Source organism: Kribbella koreensis (assembly GCF_039525325.1).
Taxonomy (GTDB): domain Bacteria; phylum Actinomycetota; class Actinomycetes; order Propionibacteriales; family Kribbellaceae; genus Kribbella; species Kribbella koreensis.
The window spans coordinates 35,279-48,597 of sequence record NZ_BAAAHK010000022.1; the positions used below are offsets into that span (position 1 = coordinate 35,279).

Sequence of the window (13,319 nt, forward strand, 5' to 3'; positions counted from 1 at the left end):
TAGACACTTCGGGGTATGACGCGTTGGGGCGCTGGGCGGCAGGGGGTGCTGGGCAGGCATGCTGCCACGGGCGCCGGTGGGGCAGTGGTGGCGTTCTTTGGGTTGATGCTGTTGTTTTTCGGGGTGCTGGCGGGGCATCAGTGGCAGGTATCGCGTGGCTGGGATGAGACGACTGCTGTCGTTGACGGGGTAGTGGTCGGGGTGCGTGAGCCGGCCTGGTATGACAACGGGTCGGGGAGTGTGGAAATCCGGTATGTCGTCGGCGGAGCGGAGTACCGGTTCGAGACGGACCGGGACCCGGGCGACTACTTCTTCCGGGTGAACGACATATTGCCGGTCGAGTATGCGGTCGCGCGGCCGGAGCGAGGGCGTGCGGTATGGGCGGTGGAGGCGGCGCGTGACGATCTGAGGTTCTGGGGCGGGCTGACCGGCCTCTGCGCAGTACTCGGGGTCGCCTCCGGCGTCGCCTGGCTGGTCGGACGCAGGCGGGTCAGTCGTCGGTAGGCTGCGTTTGCCTGGTGTGGAGGGTGCGGAGCCAGGTTGAGAGTTCGTCCAGGTTCACGACGTTGTCGTGGGTGATGCCGAGGGCGGTCGAGCGGTGGCGGTCGACCGGTTGGACCTGGACGCTGCGCAGACCTAGACCGCCGGTGAGGCCGAAAACGCCCGAGGGGTCGTCGATGCTGGCGATCTGCTGCCAGGTGTAGCCGTTCTTGGTGTTCTTGCCACGGCGGATGCCGGTGTGGTCGACGGTCAGTGTCGGGCGCCGGGTGATGAGCTGCCAGATGGTGATGGCGAGCAGGTAGACGAAGGCGCTTAGGGACGTGATTCGGAGTACTGCGATGACGCCGGTCATGTCGTCGGCTTGGATGTGGGCGATGAGGGACCACAGGGAGTTGCCGAAGAGGAGGGCTGCGATTGCGCCGCGGATCCAGAGGCGTTTGCGGCGTTGGGGGAAGACGACCTGGCCGGTGGATGCTAGTTCGGCCGACCAGGTGTCGGCGGTGCTCAAGTGGTCAGCCCCAGGTGGCGGTGTGTTCGGCGGCGGTCGGTGGGTCGGCGCCGTGGCGGGTGCAGGTGATGGCGGCGGCCTTCACGGCGTAGTCGACGACGTCGTGGAGGGTTTGCGCGTCCAGGCCGTTGAGGCGTACTTCGCCGAGCAGGCCGCGGGATTGCAGGCCGGCGATCAGGGCTGACATGAAGGAGTCGCCGGCGCCGACGGTGTCGACGACCTTGATCGCGGGGGCAGTCACCTCGACCCGCGCGGAGCGGCTGATACCGATCGCGCCTTCGCCGCCGCGAGTGATCACGACGCATTGAGTCCGGTCGACCGACAGCAGCTCGGCCGCGATCTCGTCCGGCGTCATCCCGGGTCGCAGGAACTCGCAGTCCTCGTCGCTCAGCTTCACCAGATCGGCCGATGCCGCCAGCACCCGTACGGCGGCCCAGGTGCTCTCCGCGTCGGGAGTGATCGTCGGGCGCGCGTTCGGATCGAGCGTCACGGTGACGGGCTGGTCGGCCAGTGAGGCGAGGAACGTCCGGATCGCTGCCGCACCCGGTTCGAGCACCGTCGCGATCGAGCCGGTATGGACGGCAGGGCAGCCGCGTCGCAGCGACAGCGCCGGCGGCTCCCAGGCGATGTCGAACCGGTACGACGCAACGCCGGCCGCGTCGAGCGTGGCCGTCGCCGTGCTGGTCCGGAACGTCGGGTCGACCGAGCCGGGGGAGAGCTGGACCCCGTTGCCGAACAGGTGAGCGCCGAGCTGATCGCCGTACGGGTCGGTGCCGAAGCGGGTCACCAGCTCGGTCGGCAGCCCGAGCCGCGCCAACCCGACCGCCACGTTGGCCGGCGACCCACCGGGCGTCGCCTTCGAGCCGTTCTTCCCGTTCCGCCCGGACCCGTTGCCGTTCCCGCTGGAGACGATGTCGACCAGAGCCTCGCCGATCACGAGGACGGGTGCCGTCATCGGGCGTGCTCGAAGTCGATGGCGGAGTAGGCGCGCAGCTTGGACAGCTGGTGTTCGCTCTCGATGCTGCGGATCGTGCCGCTGCGCGAGCGCATCACCAGCGAGTGGGTGCGGGCGATCGAGCTGCGGTAGCGGACGCCGCGGAGCAGTTCGCCGTCGGTGATGCCGGTGGCGACGAAGAAGCAGTCGTCGCCGCTGACCAGGTCGTCGGTCGACAGCACCCGGTCGAGGTCGTGGCCGGCGTCCAGAGCCTTCTGCCTTTCGTCGTCGTCCTTCGGCCAGAGCCTGCCCTGGATCATCCCGCCCATGCATTTCATCGCACAGGCGGCGATGATGCCTTCCGGCGTACCACCGATGCCGATCAGCATGTCGAGGCCGGTGTCCGGCCGCGCAGCCTCGACGGCGCCCGCGACGTCGCCGTCGCTGATGAACTTGATCCGTGCGCCGGTCGCCCGGATCTGCGCGGCCAGGTCGTCGTGCCGCGGCCGGTCGAGCAGTACGACGGTGACGTCGTCGACCGATGAGCCCTTCGCCTTCGCGACCAGCCGGATGTTCTCGGCGACGGGCAGCCGGATGTCGACCACGTCGGCGGCCTCGGGACCGACCACGAGCTTCTCCATGTAGAAGACCGCGGACGGGTCGTACATCGTGTTGCGCGGCGCCACCGCCATCACGGCGATCCCGTTCGCCATCCCCTTGGCGACCAGCGTCGTACCGTCGACCGGGTCGACCGCGACGTCGCACTCCGGGCCCTCGCCCGAGCCGACCTGCTCGCCGTTGTAGAGCATCGGGGCGTTGTCCTTCTCGCCCTCGCCGATCACCACCACGCCGTTCATCCCGACGGTGCCGATCAGGGTCCGCATCGCGTTCACGGCCGCGCCGTCGGCGCCGTTCTTGTCACCGCGGCCGACCCACCGGCCCGCGGCCATCGCGGCCGCCTCGGTGACCCGGACCAGCTCCAGGGCCAGGTTGCGGTCGGGGGCGTGCTCGTCGACCTCGAGATGGGCAGGGGGAGTGGACGGGTCGTTCATGCCACGGATCGTAGCCAACGACCGGTGTCGGCCGGTTGGCGGTCTCGGGGGACACTGGTGCCATGAGTTCGACGAGTGACGGGCCGACGCGCGAGCAGGCACTGGCCCAGGCGGAGAAGGCGCTGGCCCGCGAGGAGGCGCTGGCCTACCGGGCGCAGAACAAGGTCGACCGGGCCAAGGCGCGGACGCTGACCAACATGTTCTGGGCGCTGCTGGCCTGCTTCATCGTGGTCGCGTTCCTGATGATCGTCACCTGGCGGCCGAAGGAGGAGAAGGTCCGCGAGGTCGAGTACACCGCGCAGCTGGCCGACGCCCGCAAGGTCGCCTCCTGGATCCGCGGGCCGGAGCCGATGCCGGCCGGCTGGAAGGCGACCAGCGTCGAATTCCGGGCGCCGCAGCAAAGCCCGATCAGCTGGCACCTCGGAATTGTCACCGATCAGCTGAAGTATGTCGGGCTGGAGCAGTCCAACGTGACCAGCAAAGGGTTTCCGGCCGACAAACTCGGCCGGACCGCCGACGACGGCACCTCGACGGTGAACGGCGTGGTCTGGCAGCGCAAAACGCTGACCGACCGCGAGGGCGAGCAGGCCCTGCTGCTGGTCGGCTCCGGGGTCACCACGATCGTCACCGGAAATGCCGGATATCAAGCACTTGAAACGTTCGCCGCGACCTTGAAGTGAATTCACCGAACTTATTCAGCCGTTGACACAGCGTTGTCCCGCGTTGTGAAATCGTCGGATTGGCGCCGGCGAAGGGACCTGGGATGAGTACGTCGTGCCAGGTCGAGGGTTGAGGCAGCCGTGTTCGTCACCGGTCTGGTGCTCGCCGCCGAAGGGTCGCCGCGGCTCGGCGTCCCCAAGCAACTGCTCGCGTACCAGGGTGAGACGCTGCTCGGCGCGTCGCTGGAGACGGCGCGGGAGTGTGGGTTCGACCAGCTGATCGTGACGCTGGGGACTGCTTCGGAGCAGGTACGTGAGCGCGTCGATCTGGAGGGCGCGCGGGTGGTCGAGTCGCCGCATGCAGACACGGGCAGCTCGTCGATCGTGCCGGCGCTGGACGTGGTGGACCGGCGTACCGACGGCCTGGTGATCATGCTCGGTGATCAACCCGGAGTGACATCGGCCACTGTCTGGTCGCTGGTCGCCGAGGTGGCCGGGCCGTCGACGCCGATCGGGGTCAGCCGGTACGAGAACGGCCGTGGCAATCCGTGCTGGTTCGGGCGGGAGCTGTTCGGCGAGCTGCGGCAGCTGCGCCACGACCAGGACATCTGGTCGGTGATCGGCACCGGCAACCATCCGGTCACCGATGTCGATGCCGTCGGCAACATTCCGCTGCGGGTGGACAGCTGGGACGACTACCAGTCCCTGGTCGCCCAGCCGGACTCCCTCGGCGTCGATCCCCCGGTCGTCCCACCCGCCGCCGTCCCCACCCGAGGCCGCATCACCCGCCGCTCCCTCCGCCGTCGCCGCGTCTAGTCGGCGCCGGCCAGGCGGAGGCCTACGACGCCCGCCACGATCAGCGCGATGCAGGCGAGGCGGGTCGGGGTGATTGATTCGTGGAAGAACAAGACGCTGAGGGTGACTACGCCGATCGAGCCGAGGCCGGTCCAGACGGCGTACGCCGTGCCGACCGGTAGCCGGTCCAGGGTCTTGGAGAGCAGGACGACCGAGATGACTCCGAAGACAAGGACGCCAGCGGTCGGCCAGAAGCGGCTGAAGCCTTCGCTGGGTTTGAGGCTCAATGCGAAAGCGATCTCGAACGCGGCCGCCGCGATCAGTACGAGCCAAGCCATCAGGCCGCCAGCGATCCGCGCTGGTGCCGCAAGGTGACGGTGGCGACCCGGGCGCCGAGCGCTGCGGCGGTACGGAGGTCCGTCTCCGGCGGCGCCTTCTCCGCGGACAGGTCGGCGTCGGACTGCGCCATCGCGCCCAGCCAGCTGCCGAGCCGGTTGAGGTCCTCGATGCTCGCGGTCGACTCGGCCCAGCCCGGGTAGATGTCCAGGCCGACCCAGATCATCCCGTGCTGGGCGGCGAACACGGCCAGGTCGACGATGCTGTTCAGCTTGTCGCCCGACATCGCCTTCGAGTTGGTGAAGCCGGCGGCGATCTTGTCCCGCCAGCCCAGGTCGGCGGCCCAGACCTTCACGCTGGCCTCGGCGAACGCCTTGAAGACGGCGCTCGGGCTGCCCATGTACGTCGGGGTGCCGAAGATGATCGCGTCGGCGGCCTCGAGCCGCTCCCACACGTCATCGGTCAGCTCGTCGAGCGGTACGAGCTCAGCGACGGCTCCCGGTACTGCGGCCGCGCCCGCCGCGACGGCCTCGGCCTGCCGAGCGGTGTGGCCCATGCCGGAGTGGTACGCGACCGCGATCCGGGCGGTGGTGTTGCTCATGGTGCTTCCTCCAAGGTCTTGAGCGGACTACAGTCCGTCTTATGAACGACCATAACGGACCACGGTCCGTTTCTCAAGGAAGTCTGCCGATCGTCGGTGAGCCGCGCCCGGAGCGGGCCGACGCCCGGCGCAACCGGCTGAAGGTGCTGGAGGCGGCGGAGCGGCTGTTCGCCGAGCACGGGGTGAAGAACGTGTCGTTGGATGCGATCGCGCTCGAGGCGGGCGTCGGCAAGGGCACCGTGTTCCGGCGCTTCGGAGACCGGGCGGGGTTGGCGGTGGCGCTGCTCGACGAGCGGGAGGTCGAGCTGCAGGGCAAGTTGCTGAGCGGTCCGCCGCCGCTCGGGCCGGGAGCGCCGGCCATCGAGCGGGTGACCGCGTTCCTGACGGCGTACACGGAGCTGCTCGATCGGCACGTCGAACTGTTCGCCGACAGCGAGAACGCTTCAGACGGCGCGCGGTACCGGATCGGGTCGTACCGGTTGTGGCATCGGCATGTCGCGATGCTGGTCGAGGAGGCGCGGCCGGAGCTGGATGCCGACTACACGGCGCATTTCATCCTCGCTCCGCTGGCCGCCGACCTCCACCAAGCCCTGCGCTCGGAAGGCTTTGACCTCCCGCGCATGCAGGCAGGTCTGGTCGCTGCGGCCACCGCCTTGTTAACGGCCTAGTTGGGCTTTTCTTCGTGGGCGGCCTGGGCTTCGGCGAGGCGTTTGCGGGCGCCGTCGAGCCATTGCTGGCAGGTGGTGGCGAGGGTTTCGCCGCGTTCCCACAGGGCCAGGGACTCTTCGAGGGTGGTGCCGCCGGCTTCGAGTTTGCGGACCACCTCGACCAGTTCCTCGCGGGCCTGCTCGTAGGAGAGCTCGGGGCGGGCTGCCGGCTCGGCGTTCTTGGTCATTTGCTGTCCTTTACCTCTACGTCGAAACGGCCGTCGCTGACCCGGGCGTTGAGGACATCGCCGGCCGATACCTGCGCGATCTCCCGTACTGCGGTGCCGTCGGCCAGTTGGAGCACGGAGTACCCGCGCTCGAGAGTTGCCTTGGGGGACAGGGCCCGTACGCTCGCCAGGCGGTGAGCCAGGTCGTCGCCGGCGCGGTCCAGCCGATGGGTGAGCGTGCGGCGGCTGCGGTCGACCAGGGCGGCGATCTCGTCGGCCCGGCGTTGCAGGTCCGTCGTCGGTGCGGCGAGCGATGGGCGACTGCGGATGGCGGCCAGCGCGTGGGTCTCACGGTCGAGCCAGCCGCGGATGGCGCGCAGACCGCGCTCACGCAGGAGCCGTACGCCGTCGAGCTCTTCGCGGACGTCCGGGACGATCCGTTTGGCGGCGTCGGTCGGGGTCGATGCGCGGAGGTCGGCGACCAGGTCGAGCAGCGGCGAATCGGGCTCGTGGCCGATGGCGCTGACGATCGGAGTACTGGCCTGGGAGACCGCCCTGATCAGACCCTCGTCGGAGAACGGCAGCAGGTCCTCGAGCGAGCCGCCGCCGCGGGCGATCACGATCACCTCGACCGACTCGTCGCCGTCGAGCTTGCGGAGCGCGTTCATCACCTCGCCGGCCGCTGCCGGACCCTGCACCGACGCATACTCGATCCGGAAGGCGACGGCCGGCCAGCGGCGCTTCGCGTTCTCCAAGACGTCGCGCTCGGCGGCCGAGTCGCGGCCGCAGATCAGGCCGATCGTGTGGGGGAGGAACGGCAGCTTCTTCTTCCGGTACGACTCGAAGAGGCCTTCGGCGGCGAGCAACTGCTTCAGCCGCTCGATCCGGGCGAGCAGCTCGCCGATGCCGACGTGGCGGATCTCGCTGACCGCGAGCGCGAGGGTGCCGCGGCGGGCGAAGAAGTTGGGCTTGGCGTTCACCACCACGCGGGAGCCGTCGGTGACGGGCGGGTCGACCGCCTCGAAGACGCGCCGGTTGCAGGTGAAGCGCAGCGAGATGTCGGCGTCGGTGTCGCGCAGGGTGCCGAAGACGGTCGTCGTCCCGCGCCCGATCGAGACGTCCGTCAGCTGCCCCTCGACCCAGACGGCGCCGAGCTGGTTGATCCAGCCGGCAATGCCGTTCGCGATCGTGCGAACGGCTGCAGGCGCTTCCGGCGAGGTCTCCAATGCCACCCGGCGACTCTACGGTGCCCGACCGACAATCCCCGCCAACCCCCAGTACATTGCGTGACATGCCCCGCCCGTACCTCCTCCTGGACGTAGACGGCCCCCTCAACCCGTACCGCGCGAAGACGGTCCCGCCGGGTTACCGCCTGGAGGAGATCGAGGAGGGCGAGAAGACTTGGCGGCTGTTGCTCAATCAGCAGCACGGGGCCGAGCTGACCGCACTGGCCGACACCTTCGAACTGGTCTGGGCGACGACCTGGGAGGACGGCGCCAATCGGCTCATCGCACCGAGGATCGGGCTGCCGGCCGACCTGCCGGTCATCCGCTGGCCGGCGGGTGCACGAGAGGGCGCAGAGCGCAGTCGGCGTTCGTGGAAGACCCCACATGTCGCGCGCTGGGTCGGCAGCCGGCCGTTCGTCTGGATCGACGACGAGATCAACCGGTACGACCGGATGTTCCTCGAGTCGACGCCAGGGCTGGGGTCCTTCCGGGTGCATCGGGTCGAGGCCAACCGTGGACTGGCACCGGCGGACTTCGCCGTGATCAGGGCGTGGGGCGAGGCGAACGTCTGAGCGGCGTAAATCCTTTGCGGAGAAGGTTGACGAGGCGCATTCTTGAGGGGTGTGAACACCTCCTTGAAAGGAGTCGCCCGGATAGGGCGGGCGACTCCTTTTGCTTGCTGTAGGCAATGAACCGACCGATCGGCTGATCCGGACCCTCAGCTGGTCGGTTGGCCTGCGTTACGGCGATTTGGCCGATGTGCTGGGCAGGCGTTGGCTGCCAGGCTCGGGGTATGGATACAGAGCTTGCGGCGACGCACAGCGCCGCGTTCCGGGTTGTCAGGGCGTTGGCCGGTGGGTATCTGGCGTTGAGTGTGGCGACCGTGGTGGCGGTGTTCGTTCTTCGGCATCACGCGTCGGTTGTGACTGATGCGGTCTGGGTGCGGACGGTCATCGTCGTGGCGAGTGCGGCGGTGATGACGAGCTTTGCGGCGAGGGCGGCTCGGGGGCATGGGCGGTCGTTTCTGCGGTTGCGGATCGTTTCGGCCGTCATGCTGGTGGCGATCGCGGTCATCATCGCGATCCCTGGGGACTTCCCGGTGTGGTTGAAGGTCGAGCAAGGTGTTTGCGGACTGCTGCTGCTCGGGGTCGCGCTTGTTGTCAATGGCAAGCACCTGCGCAGCGCCTTCGACCGCGGGTAAGGTGCGAAGGGTGGAGGAGCGTCGCTGGCCAGCGTTGGTCACCGTCGTGCCGTATGTCCTACTGGGCGTTCTGGCGGTCGGCACCGTGATCATCAAGCACGATGAGCCGCGCTCGCTCGCGATCGACCTGGGCCTCTGCGCCCTGGCCGCGCTCTGGATGCTGGGCGTCTTCACCCTGCACCCGCAGTGGCGGGACCGTACGCCGCACATGCTGGTCTTCGTCGCCGGACTGCTGGTCGTCATCGCGATCCTCGTCCATCGCGACCCGTGGTTCGGGTTCTTCAGTCCGGCCGCCTACTTCTACGCCTTCGGCGTCCTGCCCTGGCCCTGGGAGTTGCCCGGCGTCGCGGCGGTGGCAGCAGTCGCCGGCAGCGCGCAAGCCTCCACGGTCGACAAGACGACAGCGGCCGGCCTCGCGATCTTCGTCGCCGTGCTGCTCGCCAACATCCTGCCGATGACCGGGTTCGCCTGGATCAACCGGCAGCGGGATCAACGCAACGACGCCCGCAAGCATGCCCTGCAAGACGTCAGCGAGGCCAACCGCAAACTCGAGGCGACGCTGGCCGAGAACGCGAAACTCCACCAGCAACTACTCGACCAGGCCCGCGAGGCGGGCGTACAGGATGAGCGGCAGCGGATGGCGCGCGAGATCCACGACACCCTCGCGCAGGGCCTGACCGGGATCATCACCCAACTACAGGCGGCCGAGAACGAAACCGCCGACGGCGATCAACAAGCGAGGAACCGTCACGTCGGGGCCGCGATCACCCTGGCCAGGGAAAGCCTCAACGAGGCAAGGCGATCCGTGCACGCGCTCCGCCCCGGCTCGCTCGACAGCGCCCGCCTCAGCGACGCACTGGCCGACGTCGCCAAGCGATGGACAGCACTGCACGACATCGAAGTACAGGTCACTACAACCGGTACTACGCTCCCGCTTCCGCCCGACGCCGAGTTGGCCCTGCTCCGTACTGCGCAGGAGGCGCTCGCCAACGTCGCCAGGCACGCGCAGGCGAGCCGGGTCGGCCTGACACTGTCGTACCTGGAGGACAAGATCGCCTTGGACGTCCGCGATGATGGCAAGGGATTCGTGGCTGGTGAGGTCGACGGGGAAGGCGGGTTCGGGTTGATCGCGATGCGGCAGCGGATCGAGGCCCTGGACGGCCGTCTCCAGATCGAGTCGGAGCCGGGCGCCGGTACTGCGATCTCCGCGAGCATCCCGGTGCTGGCGGGCGACCGATGAGCGGGCCGATCAAGCTGCTCATCGCCGACGATCACCCGGTCGTACGCGACGGGTTGAGCGGGATGTTCGCGCGCGACCCCGATTTCGAAGTACTGGGTGAGGCCGCTGACGGTGCCGAGGCGCTCGCACTGGCCAAGGAGCTGCGGCCGGACGTGATCCTGATGGATCTGCGGATGCCGGGGATGGACGGGCTGACCGCGATCACCGAGCTGGCCAAGCAGGGGAGTGCGGCGCGGGTTCTGGTGCTGACGACGTATGACACCGACACGTACGTAGTACCGGCGATCGAGGCGGGGGCGACCGGGTATCTGTTGAAGGACGCGCCTCGGGATGAGCTGCTGCGCGCGGTGCGGGCGGCTGCGGCGGGGGAGTCCGTGCTGTCGCCGAGTGTGGCGAGCAGGTTGGTCAGCCGGGTCCGTACGCCGGACACAGGGCCGCTCACCCAGCGTGAGATCGAGGTGCTGGAGCTGGTTGCGGCGGGCAACACGAACCGCGAAACGGCGGTCAGATTGTTCATCAGCGAGGCGACCGTGAAGAGTCATCTGCTGAATCTGTACCTCAAGCTCGGCGTGAACGACCGGGCCGCCGCGGTCGCCGAGGGCTTCAAGCGGGGCCTGCTGTCAGGACCGTGACGTCCACCACGGCGGGTGGGGTGTTCAGCGACGCCCCGTACGATGGGGGTCGTGACTGCCCAGCCTGAGACGACCGGTACGCCCACTTCCCTGAAGACCAAGCGGGTGCTGCTCGCGGCGCCGCGCGGGTACTGTGCGGGGGTGGACCGGGCCGTGGTGGCGGTCGAGAAGGCACTCGATCTGTACGGCCCGCCGGTCTACGTGCGCAAGGAGATCGTGCACAACAAGCACGTCGTCTCCACGCTGCAGGCGCGCGGCGCGATCTTCGTCGACGAGACCGACGAGGTGCCCGAGGGCGAGACGGTGATCTTCTCCGCGCACGGCGTCGCGCCGATCGTGCACGAGGAGGCGGCCGCGCGGCAGCTCAAGACGATCGACGCGACCTGCCCGCTGGTCACCAAGGTGCACCACGAGGCGAAGCGGTTCGCCGCGATCGACTACGACATCCTGCTGATCGGCCACGACGGGCACGAAGAAGTGATCGGTACCGCCGGTGAGGCGCCCGAGCACGTGCACCTCGTGGACGGCCCGGGCGACGTGCCGAACATCGAGGTCCGCGACCCGGAGAAGGTCGTCTGGCTGTCGCAGACCACGCTCTCGGTCGACGAGACGATGGAGACCGTACGCCGGTTGCGCGAGCGGTTCCCGAAACTGCAGAACCCGCCGAGTGACGACATCTGCTACGCCACCCAGAACCGCCAGGTCGCGGTCAAGAAGATGGCGCCGGACGTCGACCTGATGATCGTGGTCGGGTCGCGCAACTCCTCGAACTCGGTCCGGCTGGTCGAGGTCGCGCTCGAGCACGGCGCCCGCGACGGTCACCTGGTCGACTTCGCCACCGAGATCGACGAGGCCTGGCTGGCCGGCGTCGACACGGTCGGCGTGACGAGCGGCGCGAGCGTGCCGGAGATCCTGGTCCGCGACGTGCTGAGCTGGCTGGCCGAGCGTGGGTACGGCGAGGTGCAGGAGGTCACGACGGCGGAGGAGAGCCTGGTGTTCTCACTGCCGCGCGAGCTGCGTACCGACCTCAAGGCCGCCGGGATGGCGACGACGGGCACCTCCGACCACGCTTAACCAACGACGATCGGCATGCTTTTCTCGACCTTGAAAACGGCGCCGTTCGAGCCGCAGTAGCGGATGCGGTAGAGGAAGGTGAAGGTCCCGGCCTTCTGATAGGTGTGCGGATCGAGTAGCTGGTAGGTCTCGGTGCCGGTCCGGCGCGTCTTCGCGCCGGCGCAGGTCATCCCACCGCCGTCCGATCCGCCACGCTGGGAGCCGTCGCCGTAGCCTTCCTCGGTTCCGAGGCTCAGGTTGACGAAGCTCGTGTCCTTGGGTGCGTCGGTGCCGGTCTCGGGGTCCTTGGGGGCGAGGACGGTGCCGGAGACGGTCACCTTCATCGTCAGGGTGCGGCCCTTGAGGGTCGGGACGAGGACGATGGTCGCGCCGATCGGGGCGATCGCCGGGGCGGTGATCGTGGGGCTCGGCGGGTTCGAGATCGGCGGGTTGGAGTGGATGTCGGTCAGGTTCCCGGCGACGACTGCGACGACGGCGACCGCTGCGGCGGCGAGTACGGCGACTCCCGTCGTACGGCGGCGGCGGACCGTACGGACCCGGGCGAAGACTGCCTCGCTCGGTACCGCGGTCGGGGGCGGCGGGTCGGCGACCAGTTGCTGGAAGCGTTCCTTGAGTTCATCGGTCATTGGTCAGCCCTCCTCGCAGGCCGGGGCGGTCAGGGGATGTGGCGATCAGGGGGTCGGTGAAGAGGCGGTGTTCGCGCAGCTTGGTCAGGCCGCGGGAGATGTTGCTCTTCACCGTGCCGAGCGAGCAGCCCATGATCTGGGCGATCTCGGCTTCGGGCAGGTCTTCGAAGTACCGCAGGACCAGCGTCGCGCGGGTTCGTCGCGGGAGTGTGGCGAGGGCCCGGAGCAGCAGGTCGCGGTCGTCGATGGTGCCGAACTCCGAGGTGGTGCTCTTCTCCGTCGCGGCGGCTGCGGCCGGTTCGGGGAGTTCTTCGGTGGGGGTCTCGCCCTTCCACTTGCGGCGCCACCATTGGGAGCTCGTGTTCACCATCGTGGTCCGGGTGTACGACTCCAGCGCGGCGCTGTTGCGCAGGGACTTGCGGTGGAACCAGACCTTGGTGAGTGAGGTCTGCACCAGGTCCTCGGCCAGATGCCACTCGCCGGTCAGCAGGTAGCCGAACCTCTGCAGAGCGGTGAACCGCCCGTCCACGAATGCGGCGAACTCCGCGTCCAGCCCTGGATCCATCGTCTCGCCCCCAGCGAAGGTCTTCTTACTCGGTCAGCATTGTGATGACCGAGTGGGGGCGAAAGGTTGAGTCGAGATCAGGCGTTGTCGAGGTCGTAACTGTTCTGCGCGGCGCTGATGGCCGGTACGTGCTCCTCGGCCCAGTCGCTGACCGCCCGGATCGGGGTGATCAGGGACTCGCCCATCGGGGTCAGCGTGTAGACGACGCGGGGCGGGACCTCGGCGAAGACCTCGCGGCTGATCAGGCCGTCGCGCTCGAGTCTTCTGAGGGTCTGGGTCAGGACCTTGGGCGCCACCCGGCCGATGCCGTCGCGGAGCTCGGTGAACCTGAGCGGGCCCTTGCTGAGCAGCAGCAGCGCCAGCACCGTCCACTTGTCGCCGATCCGGTCGAGGATCAGCCGGGTCGGGCAGTCCGGATCGAACACGTCGCCACGGTCGAAGAACTTGGCGGCCAGGTGTTCTCCATTAGTAACCACAAGGTACTTATAGCACGTT

The 13,319-nt window shown here is 68.5% G+C and carries 19 protein-coding genes; 9 read left to right on the forward strand and 10 right to left on the reverse strand.

The genetic code is table 11. The features are described 5' to 3' along the window. The first annotated feature begins 15 nt into the window (after positions 1-15). The gene (locus ABD116_RS38005) at positions 16-504 is read left to right on the forward strand and encodes a hypothetical protein (RefSeq protein WP_343982351.1); all 489 of its coding nucleotides are present in this window, start codon (positions 16-18) and stop codon (positions 502-504) included. On the opposite strand, the gene ABD116_RS38010 is transcribed toward ABD116_RS38005, so the two are convergent. The 3 genes from ABD116_RS38010 to glpX are packed head-to-tail and all read right to left on the reverse strand — an operon-like array spanning position 491 to position 2,995. Beyond that, on the reverse strand, positions 491-1,009 hold the full coding sequence (locus ABD116_RS38010) for a hypothetical protein (RefSeq protein ID WP_343982353.1): 519 nt from the start codon (positions 1,007-1,009) through the stop codon (positions 491-493). The two genes, ABD116_RS38005 and ABD116_RS38010, sit on opposite strands and share 14 nt — an antisense overlap. Positions 1,010-1,013: 4 nt before the next feature. Continuing rightward, a complete protein-coding gene (locus ABD116_RS38015) occupies positions 1,014-1,964 on the reverse strand; it encodes a carbohydrate kinase family protein (RefSeq protein WP_343982355.1) in 951 nt (316 codons plus the stop codon). Further along, positions 1,961-2,995, reverse strand: coding sequence for a class II fructose-bisphosphatase (gene glpX / locus ABD116_RS38020; protein ID WP_343982358.1), 1,035 nt, complete (start codon positions 2,993-2,995; stop codon positions 1,961-1,963). The genes ABD116_RS38015 and glpX overlap by 4 nt, the downstream gene beginning before the upstream one ends. 62 nt (positions 2,996-3,057) lie before the next feature. On the opposite strand from glpX, the gene ABD116_RS38025 reads away from it, so the two are divergent. Together ABD116_RS38025 and ABD116_RS38030 are read left to right on the forward strand one after the other, a co-directional pair. After that, on the forward strand, positions 3,058-3,675 hold the full coding sequence (locus ABD116_RS38025; RefSeq protein ID WP_343982360.1) for a DUF4245 domain-containing protein: 618 nt from the start codon (positions 3,058-3,060) through the stop codon (positions 3,673-3,675). Positions 3,676-3,795: 120 nt separating this feature from the next. Further along, positions 3,796-4,470 (forward strand): nucleotidyltransferase family protein, encoded by a 675-nt coding sequence (locus tag ABD116_RS38030; RefSeq protein ID WP_343982363.1) that lies wholly within the window; start codon positions 3,796-3,798, stop codon positions 4,468-4,470. On the opposite strand, the gene ABD116_RS38035 is transcribed toward ABD116_RS38030, so the two are convergent. Then, positions 4,467-4,787: a DMT family transporter gene (locus ABD116_RS38035; protein ID WP_343982367.1), complete on the reverse strand. Its 321-nt coding sequence runs from the start codon at positions 4,785-4,787 to the stop codon at positions 4,467-4,469. The two genes, ABD116_RS38030 and ABD116_RS38035, sit on opposite strands and share 4 nt — an antisense overlap. Then, a complete protein-coding gene (locus ABD116_RS38040) occupies positions 4,787-5,386 on the reverse strand; it encodes a flavodoxin family protein (RefSeq protein ID WP_343982370.1) in 600 nt (199 codons plus the stop codon). The genes ABD116_RS38035 and ABD116_RS38040 overlap by 1 nt, the downstream gene beginning before the upstream one ends. A gap of 41 nt (positions 5,387-5,427) precedes the next feature. Here ABD116_RS38040 and ABD116_RS38045 point away from each other — a divergent pair, with 41 nt between their 5' ends. Then, positions 5,428-6,054, forward strand: coding sequence for a TetR/AcrR family transcriptional regulator (locus tag ABD116_RS38045; RefSeq protein WP_343982373.1), 627 nt, complete (start codon positions 5,428-5,430; stop codon positions 6,052-6,054). On the opposite strand, the gene ABD116_RS38050 is transcribed toward ABD116_RS38045, so the two are convergent. After that, entirely contained in the window at positions 6,051-6,281 is a 231-nt protein-coding gene (locus tag ABD116_RS38050; RefSeq protein ID WP_343982376.1) for an exodeoxyribonuclease VII small subunit, read from the reverse strand. The two genes, ABD116_RS38045 and ABD116_RS38050, sit on opposite strands and share 4 nt — an antisense overlap. After that, positions 6,278-7,492, reverse strand: a complete 1,215-nt coding sequence (gene xseA, locus ABD116_RS38055; RefSeq protein ID WP_343982379.1) for an exodeoxyribonuclease VII large subunit — start codon at positions 7,490-7,492, stop codon at positions 6,278-6,280. The genes ABD116_RS38050 and xseA overlap by 4 nt, the downstream gene beginning before the upstream one ends. Before the next feature lie 59 nt (positions 7,493-7,551). Between xseA and ABD116_RS38060 the strand changes: the two genes are divergently transcribed. From ABD116_RS38060 to ABD116_RS38080, 5 genes are all read left to right on the forward strand, one after another. After that, positions 7,552-8,058, forward strand: a complete 507-nt coding sequence (locus ABD116_RS38060; RefSeq protein WP_343982382.1) for an HAD domain-containing protein — start codon at positions 7,552-7,554, stop codon at positions 8,056-8,058. A gap of 221 nt (positions 8,059-8,279) precedes the next feature. Next, positions 8,280-8,687: a hypothetical protein gene (locus ABD116_RS38065; RefSeq protein ID WP_343982386.1), complete on the forward strand. Its 408-nt coding sequence runs from the start codon at positions 8,280-8,282 to the stop codon at positions 8,685-8,687. Positions 8,688-8,697: 10 nt separating this feature from the next. Continuing rightward, the gene (locus ABD116_RS38070; RefSeq protein ID WP_343982389.1) at positions 8,698-9,927 is read left to right on the forward strand and encodes a sensor histidine kinase; all 1,230 of its coding nucleotides are present in this window, start codon (positions 8,698-8,700) and stop codon (positions 9,925-9,927) included. Continuing rightward, complete coding sequence (locus ABD116_RS38075) at positions 9,924-10,559, forward strand: response regulator (RefSeq protein WP_343982392.1); 636 nt, start codon at positions 9,924-9,926, stop codon at positions 10,557-10,559. Before ABD116_RS38070 ends, ABD116_RS38075 begins: the two co-directional genes overlap by 4 nt. Positions 10,560-10,601: 42 nt before the next feature. Beyond that, entirely contained in the window at positions 10,602-11,633 is a 1,032-nt protein-coding gene (locus tag ABD116_RS38080; RefSeq protein WP_343982395.1) for a 4-hydroxy-3-methylbut-2-enyl diphosphate reductase, read from the forward strand. On the opposite strand, the gene ABD116_RS38085 is transcribed toward ABD116_RS38080, so the two are convergent. The 3 genes from ABD116_RS38085 to ABD116_RS38095 form a co-directional block, all read right to left on the reverse strand. Continuing rightward, entirely contained in the window at positions 11,630-12,259 is a 630-nt protein-coding gene (locus ABD116_RS38085; protein ID WP_343982398.1) for a hypothetical protein, read from the reverse strand. The genes ABD116_RS38080 and ABD116_RS38085 overlap by 4 nt on opposite strands. Further along, the gene (locus ABD116_RS38090; RefSeq protein WP_343982401.1) at positions 12,249-12,824 is read right to left on the reverse strand and encodes a SigE family RNA polymerase sigma factor; all 576 of its coding nucleotides are present in this window, start codon (positions 12,822-12,824) and stop codon (positions 12,249-12,251) included. The genes ABD116_RS38085 and ABD116_RS38090 overlap by 11 nt, the downstream gene beginning before the upstream one ends. Positions 12,825-12,901: 77 nt before the next feature. Then, positions 12,902-13,300: a winged helix-turn-helix transcriptional regulator gene (locus tag ABD116_RS38095; RefSeq protein WP_343982404.1), complete on the reverse strand. Its 399-nt coding sequence runs from the start codon at positions 13,298-13,300 to the stop codon at positions 12,902-12,904. Between the last annotated feature and the right edge of the window lie 19 nt (positions 13,301-13,319).

Excerpts from the sequence above, each read along its gene's own strand:
- ABD116_RS38005 (WP_343982351.1), top strand. The coding sequence starts at position 16 with ATGACGCGTTGGGGCGCTGGGCGGCAGGGGGTGCTGGGCAGGCATGCT.
- ABD116_RS38015 (WP_343982355.1), bottom strand. The coding sequence starts at position 1,964 with ATGACGGCACCCGTCCTCGTGATCGGCGAGGCTCTGGTCGACATCGTC.
- glpX (WP_343982358.1), bottom strand. The coding sequence starts at position 2,995 with ATGAACGACCCGTCCACTCCCCCTGCCCATCTCGAGGTCGACGAGCAC.
- ABD116_RS38025 (WP_343982360.1), top strand. The coding sequence starts at position 3,058 with ATGAGTTCGACGAGTGACGGGCCGACGCGCGAGCAGGCACTGGCCCAG.
- ABD116_RS38035 (WP_343982367.1), bottom strand. The coding sequence starts at position 4,787 with ATGGCTTGGCTCGTACTGATCGCGGCGGCCGCGTTCGAGATCGCTTTC.
- ABD116_RS38040 (WP_343982370.1), bottom strand. The coding sequence starts at position 5,386 with ATGAGCAACACCACCGCCCGGATCGCGGTCGCGTACCACTCCGGCATG.
- ABD116_RS38045 (WP_343982373.1), top strand. The coding sequence starts at position 5,428 with ATGAACGACCATAACGGACCACGGTCCGTTTCTCAAGGAAGTCTGCCG.
- ABD116_RS38050 (WP_343982376.1), bottom strand. The coding sequence starts at position 6,281 with ATGACCAAGAACGCCGAGCCGGCAGCCCGCCCCGAGCTCTCCTACGAG.
- ABD116_RS38060 (WP_343982382.1), top strand. The coding sequence starts at position 7,552 with ATGCCCCGCCCGTACCTCCTCCTGGACGTAGACGGCCCCCTCAACCCG.
- ABD116_RS38065 (WP_343982386.1), top strand. The coding sequence starts at position 8,280 with ATGGATACAGAGCTTGCGGCGACGCACAGCGCCGCGTTCCGGGTTGTC.
- ABD116_RS38075 (WP_343982392.1), top strand. The coding sequence starts at position 9,924 with ATGAGCGGGCCGATCAAGCTGCTCATCGCCGACGATCACCCGGTCGTA.
- ABD116_RS38080 (WP_343982395.1), top strand. The coding sequence starts at position 10,602 with ATGGGGGTCGTGACTGCCCAGCCTGAGACGACCGGTACGCCCACTTCC.
- ABD116_RS38085 (WP_343982398.1), bottom strand. The coding sequence starts at position 12,259 with ATGACCGATGAACTCAAGGAACGCTTCCAGCAACTGGTCGCCGACCCG.
- ABD116_RS38090 (WP_343982401.1), bottom strand. The coding sequence starts at position 12,824 with ATGGATCCAGGGCTGGACGCGGAGTTCGCCGCATTCGTGGACGGGCGG.